General features: G+C 61.7%; 14 protein-coding genes and 1 pseudogene. 8 read left to right on the top strand and 7 right to left on the bottom strand.

Translation table 11 applies throughout. The annotated features are described in order from the left end of the window. Window positions 1-2: 2 nt before the first annotated feature. From K0F85_RS15445 to xapA, 6 genes are all read right to left on the bottom strand, one after another. On the bottom strand, window positions 3-413 hold the full coding sequence (locus tag K0F85_RS15445) for a cytidine deaminase (protein ID WP_219116883.1): 411 nt from the start codon (window positions 411-413) through the stop codon (window positions 3-5). A 106-nt stretch (window positions 414-519) separates the two neighbouring features. Next, window positions 520-1,842 (bottom strand): thymidine phosphorylase, encoded by a 1,323-nt coding sequence (deoA, locus tag K0F85_RS15440; RefSeq protein ID WP_219116882.1) that lies wholly within the window; start codon window positions 1,840-1,842, stop codon window positions 520-522. Window positions 1,843-1,916: 74 nt separating this feature from the next. Continuing rightward, a complete protein-coding gene (locus K0F85_RS15435) occupies window positions 1,917-4,298 on the bottom strand; it encodes an aldehyde dehydrogenase family protein (RefSeq protein ID WP_374198708.1) in 2,382 nt (793 codons plus the stop codon). A 12-nt stretch (window positions 4,299-4,310) separates the two neighbouring features. Further along, window positions 4,311-5,270: a deoxyribose-phosphate aldolase gene (deoC, locus tag K0F85_RS15430; RefSeq protein ID WP_046685481.1), complete on the bottom strand. Its 960-nt coding sequence runs from the start codon at window positions 5,268-5,270 to the stop codon at window positions 4,311-4,313. Beyond that, window positions 5,267-6,460, bottom strand: a complete 1,194-nt coding sequence (locus K0F85_RS15425) for a phosphopentomutase (RefSeq protein WP_219116881.1) — start codon at window positions 6,458-6,460, stop codon at window positions 5,267-5,269. The genes deoC and K0F85_RS15425 overlap by 4 nt, the downstream gene beginning before the upstream one ends. Window positions 6,461-6,578: 118 nt before the next feature. Beyond that, entirely contained in the window at window positions 6,579-7,418 is an 840-nt protein-coding gene (gene xapA, locus K0F85_RS15420; RefSeq protein WP_219116880.1) for a xanthosine phosphorylase, read from the bottom strand. 389 nt (window positions 7,419-7,807) lie between these two features. Here xapA and K0F85_RS15415 point away from each other — a divergent pair, with 389 nt between their 5' ends. The 7 genes from K0F85_RS15415 (at window position 7,808) to K0F85_RS15385 (ending at window position 15,922) form a co-directional block, all read left to right on the top strand. Next, the gene (locus tag K0F85_RS15415; RefSeq protein ID WP_219116879.1) at window positions 7,808-8,965 is read left to right on the top strand and encodes a carbohydrate kinase; all 1,158 of its coding nucleotides are present in this window, start codon (window positions 7,808-7,810) and stop codon (window positions 8,963-8,965) included. Window positions 8,966-8,968: 3 nt separating this feature from the next. Then, window positions 8,969-9,898, top strand: a complete 930-nt coding sequence (locus K0F85_RS15410; RefSeq protein WP_374198707.1) for a pseudouridine-5'-phosphate glycosidase — start codon at window positions 8,969-8,971, stop codon at window positions 9,896-9,898. Window positions 9,899-9,976: 78 nt separating this feature from the next. Continuing rightward, on the top strand, window positions 9,977-10,879 hold the full coding sequence (locus tag K0F85_RS15405; protein ID WP_219116878.1) for a LysR family transcriptional regulator: 903 nt from the start codon (window positions 9,977-9,979) through the stop codon (window positions 10,877-10,879). A 384-nt stretch (window positions 10,880-11,263) separates the two neighbouring features. Continuing rightward, a complete protein-coding gene (locus K0F85_RS15400; protein WP_219116877.1) occupies window positions 11,264-12,259 on the top strand; it encodes a BMP family protein in 996 nt (331 codons plus the stop codon). An 81-nt stretch (window positions 12,260-12,340) separates the two neighbouring features. Further along, on the top strand, window positions 12,341-13,870 hold the full coding sequence (locus K0F85_RS15395) for an ABC transporter ATP-binding protein (protein WP_219116876.1): 1,530 nt from the start codon (window positions 12,341-12,343) through the stop codon (window positions 13,868-13,870). Next, complete coding sequence (locus tag K0F85_RS15390) at window positions 13,867-14,946, top strand: ABC transporter permease (protein ID WP_219116875.1); 1,080 nt, start codon at window positions 13,867-13,869, stop codon at window positions 14,944-14,946. The genes K0F85_RS15395 and K0F85_RS15390 overlap by 4 nt, the downstream gene beginning before the upstream one ends. Window positions 14,947-14,950: 4 nt before the next feature. Beyond that, entirely contained in the window at window positions 14,951-15,922 is a 972-nt protein-coding gene (locus K0F85_RS15385) for an ABC transporter permease (RefSeq protein WP_219116874.1), read from the top strand. A gap of 443 nt (window positions 15,923-16,365) precedes the next feature. On the opposite strand, the pseudogene K0F85_RS28815 reads toward K0F85_RS15385, so the two are convergent. Beyond that, window positions 16,366-16,950 (bottom strand): annotated as a pseudogene (locus K0F85_RS28815) (NUDIX domain-containing protein); the annotation flags it as partial. A gap of 86 nt (window positions 16,951-17,036) precedes the next feature. Here K0F85_RS28815 and K0F85_RS15375 point away from each other — a divergent pair. Continuing rightward, window positions 17,037-17,801: a DeoR/GlpR family DNA-binding transcription regulator gene (locus K0F85_RS15375; protein ID WP_219116872.1), complete on the top strand. Its 765-nt coding sequence runs from the start codon at window positions 17,037-17,039 to the stop codon at window positions 17,799-17,801. Window positions 17,802-17,820 lie beyond the last annotated feature (19 nt).

The raw sequence follows: 17,820 nt of genomic DNA, 5'->3' as shown, positions 1-17,820 counted from the left end.
CCCTATGGTTTCATGTCCAGATCGGAACTGCCGAAGCCGTGCGGCAGCAGCCAGCCCGCCGTCACTTCCATGACATCGTTTTTCAGGTTCGTCAGGATCACCGGCAAATCGGCGCCGCCCAGCTCGAACATCACCTGACGGCAGGCGCCGCAAGGGGAAATTGGCTCAGCGGTGTCGCCCGTGACGGCCAGCTTGGCGAAGTCGCCAGGCTTGCAGCCATGCGCGATGGCACTGAAAAACGCCGTGCGCTCGGCGCAATTACACAAGCCATACGCGGCGTTTTCCACGTTACAGCCACGGAAGACGCGGCCATCCTTGCACAGCAGCGCCGCGCCCACCTTGAAACGCGAGTATGGCGCGTAGGCCAGTTCGCGCCCGGCATTGGCTTCGGCGATCAGTTCTTGGTTGTTCATTTTTTCTGCAATACCTTTGAAATCATTAAGGCCGGGGTCAGACCCTCAACACCGCTGACACATAGCTCAGCGCTATCGCAAACGGGGGTCTGACCCCAGTTTTCAACTACGGACGAATCGTACGGTAAATCACCGGATTGGCCGTCAACGCCACTGCGCTGATGGCGTATGCCGCCTGGATTTCCTTGACGGCTTGCTGCGCCGCCGCTTGCGTGCGCGCGTGCACCATGGCCAGCGGCTGGCCGATGCTCACTTGCTCGCCCAGGCCCACCAGGTCCGTCAGGCCGACAGCGAAGTCGATGCTGTCGGTCGGACGGCGGCGGCCACCGCCCAAGGCCACCACGGCCAGGCCGATGCCGCGGCAATCGCGCACGTTGGCAAAACCGGCGGACAACGCCGGTACCGGCACGACGAACGGCGCCTGTTCCAGGTGCTTGTCCGGATTCTCGATCAGATCGGCCGGGCCACCCAGGGCAGACACCATGCGCGAGAAGCGCTCGGCCGCTGCGCCCGAATCGAGGGCCGCCATCAATTTCACGCGCGCCTCCTCTTCGGTGGCAGCCAGGCCGCCCAACACCAGCATCTCGGCGCACAGCGCCAGCGTCACTTCGTGCAGGCGTGCGGGACGCGAACGGCCCGTCAGGTAATCCATGGCGCCGCGCACTTCCAGCGCATTGCCGGCATACGGCGCCAGCGATTCGTTCATGTCAGTCAGAATCGCCGACGTCTGCATGCCTGCGCCATTGCCGACGGCGACGATGCTCTCGGCCAGTTCCACCGACTTGTCGTAGGTCGGCATGAAGGCGCCCGTGCCCACTTTCACATCCATCACCAGTGCGTCCAGGCCGGCCGACAGTTTCTTCGACAGGATGGAGCCGGTAATCATGGCCACCGACTCCACCGTGGCGGTGACGTCGCGGATGCTGTAGAAACGCTTGTCGGCCGGCGCCAGCTGCGCCGTCTGGCCGATGATGGCCACGCCGATGTCCTGCACGACCTTGCGGAACAGTTCATTGTCCGGCACTGTGCAGTAACCGGGAATGGCGTCGAACTTGTCCAGCGTGCCGCCCGTGTGGCCCAGGCCACGCCCCGAGATCATCGGCACGTAGCCGCCGCACGCGGCGACCATGGGACCCAGCAGCAGGGAGACCACGTCGCCGACGCCGCCCGTCGAATGCTTGTCGACGACAGGGCCAGGCAGATTCAGCGCACGCCAATCCAGCACGTGGCCGGAATCGCGCATGGCCAGGGTGAACGCCACGCGCTCGTCCATGTTCATGTCGTTGAAATAGACCGCCATGCCCAGCGCCGCGATCTGGCCTTCGCTGACGCTGCCGTCAGTGATGCCGCGCACGAAAAACTGGATTTCTTCGGCGCTCAGCACGCCCTTGTCGCGCTTCTTGCGAATGATTTCTTGGGTTAACAACATGGAATAACTCCAATCATGAGATATGGGGTCAGGCCCTACGGCTCTGCCCCCAGCTTTGCAACGCTACCTGTCCATCAGACGCCGTAAGGAATCCACACGTTTTTCACTTGCGACGCATGCGCCAGCACAGCGCGGCCGCCGCTTTGGGCGGCGCTGTACCAGTCGCGGCCTTTGGCGCCACCGACCCAGGTGCGCTTCAGGGTACCGGCCGACAGGCGCTCGACTTCCGCGCAACCTTCGGCGGAACCGTCATGGCGCCAGACGGCGTCGATGTCGGCGTGCGTGGCCAGGGTGCGCGCCAGTTCATCGGCGTTGCCGCTGATGATGTTGACGACGCCACCCGGCAGGTCGGACGTGTCGAACACCTGGTACAGGTCCAGCGCGCTCAAAGGATGCGCTTCCGACGGCACCACCACCACGCGGTTGCCCAGCGCGATGGCCGGCGCTACCAGCGAGATGAAGCCGAGCAGCGGCGCTTCGTTCGGGCAGACGATGCCGATCACGCCGACCGCTTCATTGAGCGCCACGGTGATGCCCTTGGTGGGCGGCTGGTGCGCCAGGCCATCGTATTTGTCGGCCCAGGCGGCGTAGTAGAACAGGCGTTCGATCGATGCCTGCACTTCCCTCTCAGGATTTTTACTGCCTGTCATGGCGGCGATGCGGGCGGCAAATTCGTCGGCGCGCGCGGCCAGGTTTTCGGCAATGTAGTACAGCACCTGCGCGCGGTTGTGCGCCGTGGCGCTGGTCCAGCCAGACGCTTTATGGGCCGCCTCGACGGCGTTGCGGATATCCTTGCGGCTGCCCACGCCCACTTCGGCCAGCAGGGCGCCGTTCGCGCCGAATACGGGCGCGCTGTAGGCGCTGTCAGGGCGCGCCTGCTTGCCGCCGATGTACATCTTGGCCGTGCGGTCGATGGCGAAGGGATCGGCTGCCGCCGGTTTTACATTGGCCTTGGCTTTCGCTTCCACTACCGGCAAGGCCGGGCGCGCATCTTCGGCCAGGGCCGTCATGTATTCCAGCATGCCTTCGCGGCCGCCTTCGCGGCCGAAGCCCGATTCGCGGTAGCCGCCAAAGCCGCACGCCGCGTCGAACTGGTTGGCGCTGTTGATCCACACCACGCCGGCCTTGATGGCGGGCGCGATATCGAGGGCCAGGCTGATCGACTCGGTCCACACGCTGGCGGCCAGGCCGTACACCGTGTTGTTCGCCAATTGCACCGCTTCGGGCGGCGTGCGGAAGCTCATGGCCACCAGCACGGGGCCGAAGATTTCAGCCTGTGCCACGGCGGCCGAAGTCGATGCGCCCGTGATCAGGGTAGGCGGGAACCACGAGCCGTCTGCCGGCAGTTCGCACGCCGGTTGCCACACGTCGCAGCCTTCGGCGCGGGCGCTATCGACCAGCGCGGCAATGCGCTGGCGCTGCACCGGGTCGACCAGCGCGCCTACGTCCATCGATTTGTCCAGGGGCGAGCCGAGACGCAGGTTTTCCATGCGCGCGCGCACCTTGTTCAGGAAGCGCTCCTGGATCGATTCCTGCACCAGCAGGCGCGAGCCGGCGCAGCACACTTGTCCCTGGTTGAACCAGATCGAATCGACCAGGCCTTCCACGGCGCCGTCCAGGTCAGCGTCTTCGAAGACGATGAATGGCGACTTGCCACCCAGCTCCAGGGACAGCTTCTTGCCGCTGCCAGCCGTTGCCTCGCGGATCAAACGGCCCACTTCCGTCGACCCGGTAAACGCGATCTTGTCGACGCCAGGGTGGTTGACGATGGCCGAGCCCACGCGGCCGTCGCCCGTGACGATATTGACCACGCCGGCCGGCACGCCCGCCTGCACGCACAATTCGGCGAACAGCATGGCGGTCAGCGAGGTGAATTCGGCCGGTTTGAAGACCACCGTGTTACCGGCCGCCAGGGCCGGGGCGATTTTCCACGACAGCATCAGCAGGGGGAAATTCCACGGCACGATCTGGCCCACCACGCCGACGGCGCGGTAATCGGCAAATTCTTCCGACTGCAGCTGCGCCCAGCCGGCGTGATGGTAGAAGTGGCGCGCGGCCAGCGGCAAGTCGATATCGCGCGTTTCGCGGATGGTCTTGCCGTTGTCCAGGGTTTCGAGCACGGCGAACAGGCGCGAGTGCTTTTGCAGCAAGCGGGCCAGCGCGTACATGACTTTGGCGCGGCCGTGGCCACCCATGCCTTGCCATACGGGCAGCGCGCGGCGCGCCGCTTCCACGGCCCGTTCCACGTCAGCGTCGCTCGCTTGCGTCAGTTCGGCCAGCTGCGTGCCATCGGCAGGATTGGTCGAGGCGAACAGTTCGGCCGGTTCGCTCCAGGCATTGTCGATGAACAAACCGAATGTGCGCTGATGGCCATCGAGCCACGCCTGCGCTTCTTTTTGACTTTCGGGAGCAGGGCCGTAGTCCATAGTATTGAGAATCTCGTTAATTGTTGGCATGACGATTGTTCTTTAAGGTTGTGCGTGACGATGATTGGCCGAGTAGCTGCCGGTGACGTAGTGCTCGAGCTGGCGCTCGATGTCGGTCAGCAGGCTGGAAGCGCCGATGCGGAACAAATGCGGCTGCAGCCATTCGTTGCCCAGTTCTTCCTTCATCAGGGTCAGGTACTGCAGCGCGCTCTTGGCCGAACTGACGCCGCCGGCCGGCTTGAAGCCCACCTGGAAGCCCGTCTGCTCGTGGTATTCGCGGATCGTTCGCACCATCGTCAGGGCCACGGGAATGGTGGCGTTCACGCCCTCTTTACCGGTGGAGGTCTTGATGAAATCGGCGCCTGCCATCATGCAGACCCACGATGCCTTGGCCACGTTTTCCATGGTCAGCAAGTCGCCCGTGGCGAGAATCGCCTTCACGTGCGCTTCGCCGCACGCCTTGCGGTACGCCAGCATTTCGTCGTACAGCACTTGCCAGTTGCCGTTCAGGACGTGCTGGCGCGTGATGACGATATCGATTTCCGACGCGCCGGCGGCGACCGACAGTTCGATCTCGCGCAGCTTCGTTTCCATGCTCGTCAGACCGGCCGGGAAACCCGTCGACACGGCGGCGATGGGCAAACGGCCCTGGATGACTTTCACGGCCGGCTGGATCATCTCGTGGTACACGCACACGGCGCCGGTGCTCAACTCCGTCAGGCCCAGTGCGTCCATCAGGTCAGCGCGCAGCGGGCGCATGGCCTTCATGCACAAACGCTCCACTCTGCCCGGCGTATCGTCGCCGCCCAGGGTGGTCAGGTCGATCATCTGGATGGCTTTCACCAGCCAGGCGGCCTGGTATTCCTTTTTCACCGTGCGGCGGTTCGCCAGGCTGGCCGCGCGGCGGTCGGTGGCGGCGCGGTTGACGCGGATCTGGTTGATCCAGCCCAGGTCGAGGCCCACAGCCTCGTTACGCTTGAATTCGGGGTGCATGAGTGTCATAACAAGCTGGTTCCATTAGCAAGTGGTGGTACGCCAAGGTGCTTGGCGAGGGTTTGGCCAATATCGGAGAACGTCTCGGAAATACCCAGTGCGCGCGGGGCGACGCCGGGGCCGAAGAAGATCATCGGAATGTGTTCGCGGGTGTGGTCGGAGCCGTGCCAGGTCGGGTCGCAGCCATGGTCGGCGGTGATCACGACCAGGTCGCCATCTTTGAGCTTGGCCATGAATTCCGGCAGGCGCGCATCCATTTCGCGCAGCGCGTCGGCATAGCCCTCGACGTTGCGGCGGTGGCCGAAGGCCTGGTCGAAATCGACGAAGTTCACGAAGGTGAGCGACTTGTCCTGTACTTCATCGGCCGTCTTCAAGAGCGCTTCGAACAGCGCCATGTTGTCGACGCCCTTGACGACGCGCGAGATGCCCTGGGTGGCAAAAATGTCGCTGATCTTGCCCAGGCCGACGACTTCGCCGCCCGCATTCTTGACGTGATCGAGCAGGGTCTTGCTTGGCGGCGCGACGGCGTAGTCGTGGCGGTTGGAAGTGCGCGTGTAGTTGCCGTTGCTGCCAGTGAAAGGGCGGGCGATGACGCGGCCGATGTTGTACGGTTCGACCAACTTGAAGGCCATTTCGCACACTGCATACAGGCGTTCGAGGCCGAACGATTCTTCGTGCGCGGCGATCTGCATCACCGAGTCGCCCGAAGTATAGATAATCAGTTTGCCGGTGGCGACGTGTTCGTCGCCATGCTTGTTGATGATGTCCGTGCCCGAGGCATGGCAGTCACCGAGGAAGCCGGGTACGCCCGACATGGCTTTCAGCTTGTCGGTCAGGTCGGCGGGGAACGATGGCGTGGTGCGGGGAAAATATCCCCAGTCGAATTCGACGGGCACGCCGGCGATTTCCCAGTGGCCGCTCTGCGTGTCCTTGCCGGTGGAGCGCTCGCGCGCCGCGCCGTAGGCGCCGGTGAAACCGTCGCGCTGGTCGAAGCCCGTGGCCCATTCGCCGCTGGCCAGGTGGGCGGCGGCGCCCAGGCCCAGGCGTTCCATGTTAGGGAGTTTCAAGGTCTTGCCGCTTTTGGCGACAGTGCTGGCAATGTGGCCAAAGGTATTGGCACCTGCGTCGCCATACTTGGCGGCGTCTGGCGTCGCGCCAAGGCCGAAGGAATCAAGCAGGAGGATAAATGCGCGTGACATGATAAGGCTCGCTTTATGGAATGATGCGAAGATGATGCGGACAGTGTAGGCCGGTTTTTCACGGCCTGACGCGCGGCAGCGCCGGTGGCCGGCGCGCCGCTACTGCTTAAAAAAGTGCTTAGGCTTGCGGTTTTTCAGCGACTTTGGCCAAGAAAGCCAGGATCAGCTTGACCAGGTCTTTCGCGCCGATGGCCGCGTATTTCAGGGTTTGCTCGTGCGACAGGGCGAATGGCGACATGCCTTCGGCCAGGTTGGTGATGACGGACACGCCCACCACTTTCAGGTCGCAATGACGGGCCGAGACCACTTCAGGCACCACGGACATGCCGACCGTGTCGGCGCCCAGGCGGGCCATCATGCGGATTTCCGCAGCCGTCTCGAAGTTCGGGCCTGGGTAGGCAACGAACACGCCTTCGTGCAGGGTGATGCCGTTGGCGGCCGCCGTGTCCTTGACTTGCTGGCGCAGTTCGGCGTCATAGGCGTTGGCCATGCTGAAGAAGCGCGGGCCGAAGCGGTCGTCGTTCGGGCCGACCATCGGCGTGCCGGGCAGCAGGTTGATATGGTCGCTGATGGCCACCAGGCTGCCGGCGTCCACTTCAGGGCGCAGGGAACCGGCGGCGTTGGTGACGAACAGCATTTCGCAGCCCAGCAGTTTCAAGGTGCGGATGGCGCTCGTCATCACGCCCATGCCATAACCTTCATAGAAGTGGCCACGGCCCTTCATGCAGACGACGGCGACGCCCGACAGGGTGCCGAGCACCAGTTCGCCTGCATGGCCGTGCACGGTGCTGATCGGGAAGCCAGGCAATTCGTCAAAGCTGATGCTGACGGCGTCCGTCATCTGCTCGGCCAACACACCCAGGCCTGAGCCGAGGATCATCGCCACGCGCGGCTTGAAATTTTCAGGAGCGCGGGCACGGATGATTTCGGCGGCGTGGAAAGGGGTGTTGTTCGACATGGTTATCCTCTGATTGACTAATGATGATGGTTGCTGCCTGCGCTGCCGTGCCCGGAGAGGGACTGCGGCCCAGGTATCGGGTATGTATGGTGTTACAGGTATATCGAAATGCGTATTGCTACTATTTGCCGCCACTATGCATCAAACGGAATATGTATGGCAAATACCATTTTTCTTGCCCATTTATACAATTCAAATATAAATGGCCGATATTATAGTCGAGGCTAGGGTACACCTGCCAGCAGCGGCCACGCCCCGGCGACGCCCGGGAAATGCATGCATACAAGCTGCATACGAACGCCTTGCGCGCACGCTTGAGACGCGCTTGACACTAAACAGACAATTGTTTACAGTCGAAGACAAATGTTTTAACTTTCAGCGAAAACCTTGTGACCGATACCAATAAAAAAGACCAGTTGTACACGCTGATCCGCAACAACCCCTTCATCTCGCAGCAAGACCTGGCGAGCGAACTGGGCTTGTCACGCTCGGCCGTCGCCGGCCACATCGCCGGATTGATCCGGGAACGCCGCCTGCTGGGACGCGCCTACGTGCTGCCCGACAGCCGTCCCGTGCTGTGCATAGGCGCCGCCAACCTCGACCGCAAGATGCGCACCCTGGCAACCCTGCAGATGGGCACCTCGAATCCCGTGCGTTCGGAAGAAGTGTTTGGCGGCGTGGGCCGCAACATCGCGGAAAACCTCGCCCGCCTGTCAATTCCCGTCGCGCTGCTGACGGCGCTGGGCGACGATGCGGCCGGCCACGCGCTGCAGACGCACGCGGAAGACGCGGGCATTGATATGCGCGGCAGCTTGCATCTGAGCAACACCAGCAGCGGCACCTACACGGCCGTGCTCGATGAACATGGCGAAATGCTGCTGGCGATGGCCAACATGCAACTCTACGAACAGCTGACCCCGGCCTTCTTGCATAGCCGTCAGCCGCAGCGCGCCGCCGCCGCCCTCACTGTCTGCGACCTGAACCTGGGCCACGACAGCGTGCAGGCATTGCTGGCCGACGCGCGCCAGGACGCGGCCAACGCGACGCCACTCGTCATCGTCGCCGTCTCGCAGCCGAAGATGGCGCACTTGCCGCAAGACCTGACGGGCTTGCACCTGCTGATCCTTAACCGGGGCGAATTGGAAACGCGCGTGGCGCGGGCCTTGCCAACGGCGTTTGATGTGCGCGCCGCCTGTCGTGAAGTGCAGCGCCAGGGCGCGCGCCAGGTGATCGTCACCTGCGGCGGCGAAGGCGTGTACTTTACGGATGGCAACAATCAGGACGCGCCGGTCGTGCACCTGGCCGCGCGCGAAGTGGACGCCGTCGACGTGACGGGCGCAGGCGACGCGTTTTCCGCCGCCGTCTGCTGGTCGCTCTACCACGACAGCAGCGACTTGAAACTGGCATGCCGGCGCGGCCTGAAGCTCGCTGCCATGACCCTGGAATCGGCTGCTACCGTCTCCCCACAAATTTCCGCCAGCGCGCTCGACGACATCGACGACGCCGACCTGGCGCCGCCTCCCCCTACCCTCTTTCAACAGGATTGAAACATGACGCAATTGAATAACTTCCTCTCGTTCTCGCAAGAAGTGCTGGACGCGCGCGCCGCCGGCAAGGCCATCGTGGCGCTGGAGTCGACCATCATTTCACACGGCATGCCGTATCCGCAAAACGTGGAAATGGCGCGCGAAGTGGAACAGATCATCCGTGACGGCGGCGCCGTGCCGGCCACCATCGCCATCATCGGCGGCAAGATCTGCGTGGGACTGTCGCCCGAGCAACTGGAATTGCTGGGCACTTCGCCCGACGCCATGAAGGTCAGCCGCCGCGACCTGCCGTTCGTCCTGTCGCAGGGCAAACTGGGCGCCACCACCGTGGCCGCCACCATGATCTGCGCGCAACTGGCGGGTATTTCTGTATTCGTCACGGGCGGCATCGGTGGCGTGCACCGCGGCGCGGAAACGAGCTTCGACATTTCCGCCGACTTGCAGGAACTGGCGCAAACGTCGGTGGCCGTGGTCTGCGCAGGCGTCAAATCCATCCTCGACATCGGCCTGACCCTGGAATACCTGGAAACGCATGGCGTGCCCGTCATCAGCGTGGGCCAGGACGGTTTCCCCGCCTTTTTCACGCGCGAAAGCGGCTTCAAGGCCGATTTCCGCCTCGATACTGCTGCCGAGCAAGCTGCCTTCATCGGCACCAAGTGGCAACTGGGTTTGACAGGCGGCGTGATCGTCAGCAACCCCGTGCCGGCCGCGCAAGCCATGCCCAAGGAAGAGATCGATGCCATCACTACGCAAGCGCTGGAGGAAGCGGACGCGGGCGGTGTGAAGGGCAAGCAAGTCACGCCATTCCTGTTGTCGCGCATCAAGCAGTTGACGGATGGCCGCAGCCTGGCGACGAATATCGCCCTGGTCAAGCACAATGCCCAGGTCGGCACCGCGCTGGCCATTGCCATGCAGGCAGTCGTGGCACGATAATAGGGCTGCTGTAAAGAAGCGCGCGGCCTTCGGGCTTGCGCGCAGTTCCCGTTTAGCATCAGGTAATGCAAGGAAAGCATGTCCATCGATCTGAAACAGTTAAAGTATTTTCTCGCCGTCGCCGAGGAGAAAAGCTTCAGCCGCGCCGCCGAGCGCCTGCATATCTCGCAGCCGCCCCTGAGCCAGCAGATCATGAAACTGGAAAGCGAATTGGGCGTGCGCCTGTTTGCGCGCACCACGCGCACTTTCGAGCTGACCGTGGCGGGCAAGGCGCTGATGAACGAGGCGGCCGACCTGCTGGCCAAGATGCGCATGACCATCGACACGATCCGCCAGATCGACCGCGGCGAAGTGGGCCGCTTGCGCGTGGGCATCGTCGGCTCGGCCATGTGGGGCCCTATCCCCAGCCTGCTGGAAGAATTCCAGACCAAATTTCCCCGTGTCACCTGGACCATCCACGAATTCGGTCCTACGGTGCAATATGAAGCCTTGCGCGCCAAGCAAATCGACGTGGGTTTCTGGCGCGAACCCAAACTCAACGACGACGACTTGCGCCACGATAATTTACGCCAGGAACTGTGCTTCCGCGAAAACGTCTGCGTGGCCGTCAATGAACACCATCCGCTGGCGAAACACACGGCCATCGAACTGATCGACATCGCCCACGAGCCCATGCTCTCCCTGACCCTAGATAAATCTGCGTTTCCCCGCTACCTGGTGCAATGCTGCATCAATGCCGGTTTCGAACCCGTGATCTTCCAGGAAGCGAGCGAGCCACAAACCCTGCTGGCCATGGTGGGCGCGGGCCTGGGCGTGACCCTGGTGCCGGAAACGACGAGCCGCATCGGCTGGCCCGGCGTCGTCTTTCTGCCCATCAAGACAGATCCCCCATCGGCCAACCTGTACATCAGCTACACCACGCTCGACGACGCTCCCGTCGTGCGGGCCTTCTTGAATATCATCAATCCTCCATCAGCCTGACAGCAGCGCCTATTTATATGCACTGCATATAAATGCATAAACAAAAACGTATTTGTCATACATATCTGGCATGATGCATAGTGATTCGGACGCCCATCGCGGCGCCGGTCCCGTGTCTGCCCTGCCCGTCCACTGACGGCGCATTCCAGCCCGCTCCGGCAGCCCCATTCGATGTTGTACCTATAAAAGAGACGGGGCGCGACTGTTGCATGAGCATCACACTGACGACATAAAAGCATACGAGGCCAGCAATGATCTTGTGCAATACAGTGCAATGTTGATAAGGAATCATCACCTCGTGCATCAAAAACAGGCTAAATCGGCCCCAAATTATATGTTTCACCTATAAAAAATATACAATATCGATCTTCCAGGAGCCAATTCATGAAACTTACACAATTTAGTTTGACGATCGCAGCCGTATTGTTGACTGCTCAAGCGTCCGCGGCTACCCCAAAACTGGGTGTCGTGTATGACGCGGGCGGCAAGTTCGACAAGTCGTTCAACCAATCCGCTTTCGAAGGCGCCTCGCGCTTCAAAAAAGACACGGGCATTTCCTTCATCGAAGTACAAGCCTCGAGCGATACGCAGGCTGAACAAGTCATGCGCGGCCTGGCCCGCAAGAAACTCGACATGATCGCCGCCATCGGCTTTGCGCAAACGCAAGCCGTGCAAAAGGTCGCCAAGGAATTCCCGAACGTAAAATTCGTGCTGATCGATGGCCAGGCTGCCGGCAGCAACGTCAATTCCGTCGTCTTCAAGGAAGAAGAAGGCTCCTACCTGGTGGGCGTGGCAGCAGCCATGGCCAGCAAGAGCAAGAAGGTCGGCTTCATCGGCGGCATCGATATTCCCCTGATCCGCAACTTCGCCTGCGGCTACGCGCAAGGCGTCAAAGCCGTCAATCCGAAGACGGAAATCACGCAAAACATGGTCGGCACCACGTCCAGCGCCTGGAATGACCCGGCCAAGGGCGGCGAACTGGCCCGTTCCCAATTCGAGCGCGGCGTCGATGTCGTCTTCGCCGTCGCTGGCGGCAGCGGCATGGGCACCTTGCAAATGGCCAAGGAAAAAGGCAAGCTGGCCATCGGCGTCGATTCGAACCAGAATGGCTTGTACCCGGGCAGCATCCTGACCTCGATGGTCAAGCGCGTCGACAACACCGTCTACGACAGCTTCATGCAAGTCAAGAACGGCACCTGGAAGGGCGGCGTCAGCTATAAAGGCTTGAAAGAGGGCGGCGTGGATTGGGCGCTCGACGCCAACAACCGCAAGCTGATTACGCCGGAAATCGAAAAACGCGTGTTGGGTGCGCGTAAGGACATTATCGATGGCAAGATCAAAGTGATCGATTACCGCGTCGGCAGCAGCTGCCCGGTTTAATTTTTCTGCGTATCTTATAGCGCGCCGCCGGAGCCTGTCTCCGCGCGGCGCGTTTCCATGAAACTATCCAGTTATGAACCTATGCAGCCAGCAGTAGAATTTCGCAGCATTTCCAAGCAGTTTGGACATGTGAAGGCGAACGCCGACGTCAACTTTTCCATCGCCAAGGGCAGTATCCATGGCCTGGTGGGAGAGAATGGCGCCGGTAAATCGACCTTGATGAGCATCCTGTACGGGTATTACCGTGCCGACGGCGGAGAAATCTTGCTCGACGGAAAAGTACAGCCTATCCGCAACAGCCAGGAAGCGATCAACCTCGGCATCGGCATGGTGCACCAGCATTTCATGCTGGTCGAGAACTTCACCGTCCTCGACAATATCATGCTGGGTACGGAAGGCGGTTTTCGCCTGGCCAGCCACCGCGCGGAAGCGGAAGCCAAGTTGCGCGACATCTGCGCGCGCTACCGCCTCGACGTCGACCCGCTGGCGAAGATCGAAGACCTCTCCGTCGGGGCGCAGCAGCGCGTGGAAATCCTCAAGCAGATTTACCGCAGCGCCAACATTCTGATCCTCGACGAGCCGACGGCCGTGCTGACGGCGCAGGAAACGGCCTCGCTGTTTGAAATCCTGCGCCTGTTCAAGGAACAGGGCAAGACCATCATCCTGATCACGCATAAACTGCAAGAGATCCTGGAAATCACCGACAACGTCACCGTCATGCGCGGCGGCACGGTGGTGGGCGCCGTGGCAACAAACGCTACCTCGAAAGAGGAACTGGCCAATATGATGGTGGGCCGCCCCATCCAGAGCCACTTGCCGCGCGCGCCGTACAATCCGGGCGCCACGGTGCTGGAAGTCGACGCTCTGCAACTGGCCGACGAGCAACAGGTGAAATTGCTGGCCGACATAGGCTTCAACTTGCGCGCCGGCGAAATCGTCGCCATCGCCGGGGTCTCGGGCAATGGCCAGAGCGAGCTGCTGGAAATTCTGTCCGGCATGCGCTTGCCCACCTCGGGCAAGCTGCGCTTCCAGGGCAAAGATTTGCCGTTTGGCAAGCGCACTGACGCCGACGGTTTGCCGCTAGTCTTCCGCGATCTGGGCATCGCCCACATTCCGGAAGACCGCTTGCGCGATGGCGTGGTGAAAAATTTTTCCGTCATGCAAAACACCATCCTCGGTTACCAGGATCACTTGAAAAACCGCTGGGGCCTGTTCAACTTCAAGGCCATCGGCGCGCGCTGTGCGCAATTGCTGAAGACCTTCGACGTGCGCCCGGCCAATCCGGACCTGCGCATCGGCCTGCTGTCGGGCGGCAACCAGCAAAAGGTGGTGATCGCGCGCGAAGTGCTGGCCAAGCCGAAACTGATGCTGGTGGGCCAGCCCACGCGCGGCGTCGATATCGGCACCATCGAAAGCATCCATACGCAATTGCTGGCCCTGCGCGACGCGGGCGTGGCGATCCTGCTGGTGTCCGTCGAACTGGAAGAAGTGCGGGCGCTGGCCGACCGCATTCTCGTCATGTGCGGCGGACGCATCACCGGCGAACTGAAAATTGAAGAATTCGATACCACCCGCATCGGTCTGTTGATGGGGGGAATGCATAAATCATGAATAACGACTTGCCACGCTGGGCGACAGCCTTTGTCATGCCCATGTTAAACCTGCTGTCGGCTTTGCTGGTCGCAGCCCTGGTCATTTATATGCTGGGCGAAGACCCGGCCGAATCGCTGGGTATCCTCGTCCACAGCGCCATCCTCAATCCGGAAGGCTTGAGCTATACCCTGTTCTATGCCAGCACCTTCATCTTCACGGGCCTGTCGGTCTCCGTGGCGATGCAGGCCGGCCTGTTCAATATCGGTTCCGAAGGCCAGATGTATATCGGCGGCCTGGGCTTGACGGTGGCCATGCTGGCCTTCGACCAGACCCTGCCAGCCTGGCTATTGATTCCGGCCGCCATGATAGGCGCGGCCCTGTTCGGCGCGCTGTGGGGCTTTTTGCCCGGCTACCTGCAAGCCAGGCGCGGCAGCCATATCGTCGTCACCACCATCATGTTCAACTTCATCGCCGCCAGCCTGATGAACTTCGTGATCGTGAAATACCTGATACCGCCGGGCGAACAGAATACGGCCAGCCGCGTGTTTGCGGAAAGCGGTGAAATGCCGCGCCTCTCCACCTGGTTCCCGTCGCTGGGCGACACGCCGCTGAACATCAGTTTTATCCTGGCGATTGCCGCGCTGGTGATCTATGGCGTGATGGTCTGGCGCTCGTCGTGGGGCTTCAAGCTGCGCGCCACGGGCCTCAACAAGCATGCGGCCCACTATGCGGGCGTGTCGATCAGCAAGATGATCATCGTCGTCATGCTGATCTCCGGCGCGCTGGCGGGCCTCGGTTCCGTCAATTCCATCATGGGCTCGACGCATTATCTGTCGCTCAATTTCGTCGGCGGCGCCGGCTTCATCGGTATCGCCATCGCCCTGATGGGCCGCCAGCATCCGGTCGGCATCTTCCTGTCGGCCGTGCTGTTCGGCGCACTGATACAGGGTGGTTTTGATTTGTCGCTGGAAAAACCGAATATCCCGACGGAAACCTTCATTTTCATCCAGGGCTTGATCATCCTGTTCTGCGGCGCCATGGAAAACTTCTACGCACCGGCCATTTCCGCCCTGCTCAAGCGCACCAAAGGCTAACACCATGACACTCGACGACTTTCAATTCGCCAGCATCCTGGTATCGACCGTGCGCAATGCGCCCGTCCTGATCTTTGCCGCTATGGCCGGCCTGTTTGCCGAACGCAGCGGCATGATCGACATCGGCCTGGAAGGCAAGATCCTGGCCAGCGCCTTCGCGTCCGCCGCCGTGGCCTACACGACGCAAAACCCGTACTACGGCATGGCTGCCGGCATGCTCGTGTGCGTCGCCCTGGCCTTGCTGCAAGCGTACGTCAGCATCACGCAAAAGGGCAATCAACTGGTGGCCGGCATGGCGATCAACATCGCCATGAGCGGCCTGACGTTCGTGCTGGCGCAATTCTTCTTCCAGCAAGGCGGCCGCACGCCCGACCTCGGTTCAGCGCGACTGTTCGATGTGGTCTTGCCGGGCACGCAGTACGTGGAACACATTCCCTTCATCGGCTGGGTATATGCCCATTTGATCGGCGGCCATTCCATCCTCGTGTATGTGGCGTTCCTGCTGATTCCACTCGTGCACTGGCTGCTGTACCACACGCGCTTCGGCCTGCGCCTGCGCGCCTGCGGCGAAAACCCGCATGCGGCCGATTCGGCCGGCGTGAGCGTCGAGGCGACGCGCTACATGGCCATGCTGGTGGCCGGCATCCTGTGCTCGTTCTCGGGCGCCTACCTGGCCATCGTGCAAAGCGGCTTTTTCCTGCGCGACATGTCGGCCGGCGCCGGCTACCTGGCCCTGACGGCCATGGTGTTCGGCAACTGGCGCCCTGTCTACACCTTCCTCGGCTGTCTGATGTTCGGCTTCTTTGCCGCCATCCAGATCCAGATCGAAGGCGTGGACTTGCCTGTCGTGGGCCGCATCCCCGGCTCGCTGATCCAGATGGTGCCATACGTGGTCACCGTGATCGTGCTGGCGGGCCTGATGGCGAAGTCCGTTGCACCGAAGGCGATTGGTGTTCCATTCGTGAAGTCTCGATAGTCGGCTGTGACTCGGCTGTGACGTCATCAAAAAAGCGAAGCCTGCGGGCTTCGCTTTTTTTACGCCTGCGAAATCTCGTCCGGCGAGAAAAATACAGGCAGGCCCAGGCTGCGTGCCACCGCCACCATCTGGTCGGCCCCCTGGGATGCGCCACCGATGCGCAGCACGGCATCGCAATGGCTGAGCAAGCGCGTCGCATGCGCGTGGAACAGTTCCTCATACACGCTATCGCCCACCCGGTTTGAACCAGCCAGCGCCAGCATGGGCAAGGCCAGCCATTCACCGAGCACGGGCATGTGTCCTTTGGCATACAGCGGCAGGCAGACGGCTTGCATGGCCGCCACATTCGCCGCCATCAGGGCAGGATCGTCGCCGGTACCCGAACGGTAAGGGCCGGCAACCAGAATCTGCATGCCCCGCCGCATCTCTTGCGCTGACGGCATCACATGCAGTTGCGCGTGCTGCAACAACATGATGGTCTTGCCATCGCAGATGCGGCCATCTGCCACCATCTGCAGCGCCTGCGCCAGGGGCAATTCCAACACTTCGATATCCTCCCCCTCGTGTGCCAGGCCGCCGCCGTCGCCGATGCGACTGGCGGGGTCATATTCGGCAACAAAAAAATGCAGGCGCTCCGTCACGGAACCGGGGCTCATGAAAGCCTGGAAGACCTTGTGCACGTCGCCTACCCGGTAACCGGTTTCCTCTTCCACCTCGGCGCGGATGCGTTGCTCGGCGCTGGCTTCTTCCAGCAAGCCGGCTGCCGCTTCGATCAGGAAGCCGTCGTGGCCTTCACGATACGTGGGAAAGCGGAACTGGCGGATCAGGATCACCGTGCGTTTGACTTTGTTGTAGAGCAGGATCGTGGCCCCATCGCCGCGGTCATAGGTTTCCCGCGTCTGCGTCTGCCACTGGCCATCATGACGCAGATAGTCGAACGTGGTCTTCTGCAATAGATACCAGTCGTGCGACAGGGTCTGCATCTGCTGGATGCGGACCCGTTCGTGCTTGCTTTGTTCTTCGCGCATGTCATTTCCTTGTACTTGTCTGTGCTTGCTTTTGCCGACCTTATCATGCAAACTCGTGCAATATCAAGAAAATTCAAGAAAAAAAAGTGCTGACACATCAACGCAAACAATACCTGCTGGACCTGCTCCAGCGTGAAGGCCAGCTCGTCGCCAAGGCCGTCAGCGACGCCCTGGGCTTGTCGGAAGACACGATACGGCGCGACCTGCGCGAGCTGGCAAAAGAGGGATTGCTGGAGCGCGTACACGGCGGCGCCCTGCCCTTGCTGCCGCGCTCGCCAGCGCTGGCACCGTTTGCGGGACGCGAGCAGATTTCACTGCAAGCCAAGCCCGCCATTGGCCGCGCGGCGGGCGCCATGATACAAACGGGACAAGTGGTATTTCTCGATGGCGGCACCACCGCCGTGCAACTGGCACGCCAGTTGCCACGCGACTTGCAGGCAACGGTGGTCACGCATAGTCCCTCGATTGCCATCGAACTGGTCAATCACCCTGGTATCGAGGTGCTGATGCTGGGCGGGCGTCTGTACAAGCACTCGATCGTGGGCGTGGGCGCGGCGACCGTGGAAGCCATCGGCCGCATCCGCGCCGACCTGTATTTCATGGGCGTATCCAGCCTGCATCCACAAGCGGGCATCACCACCGGTGACCATGAAGAAGCGTGCGTGAAACGCGCGCTGAGCGAGGCGTCAAGCCGCACCGTCGTACTGGCCTCGCCGGAAAAGTTCAACACGTCTTCGCCGTTTCAAATCGTGCCCTTGAGCCAGGTCAACGATATCATCGTGCACCGCGACGTGGACGACGCCCTGGTCGCGCCCTACCGCGAGATGGGAATTGGCATCACCCTGGCATGAAAAAAGCGGCCCGCAGGCC

The organism is Janthinobacterium sp. UMAB-56 (assembly GCF_900095265.1).
Taxonomy (GTDB): domain Bacteria; phylum Pseudomonadota; class Gammaproteobacteria; order Burkholderiales; family Burkholderiaceae_D; genus Janthinobacterium.
The sequence above is the reverse complement of the archived record's forward strand: the minus strand, read 5'-3'. Positions and strand labels throughout refer to the sequence as shown.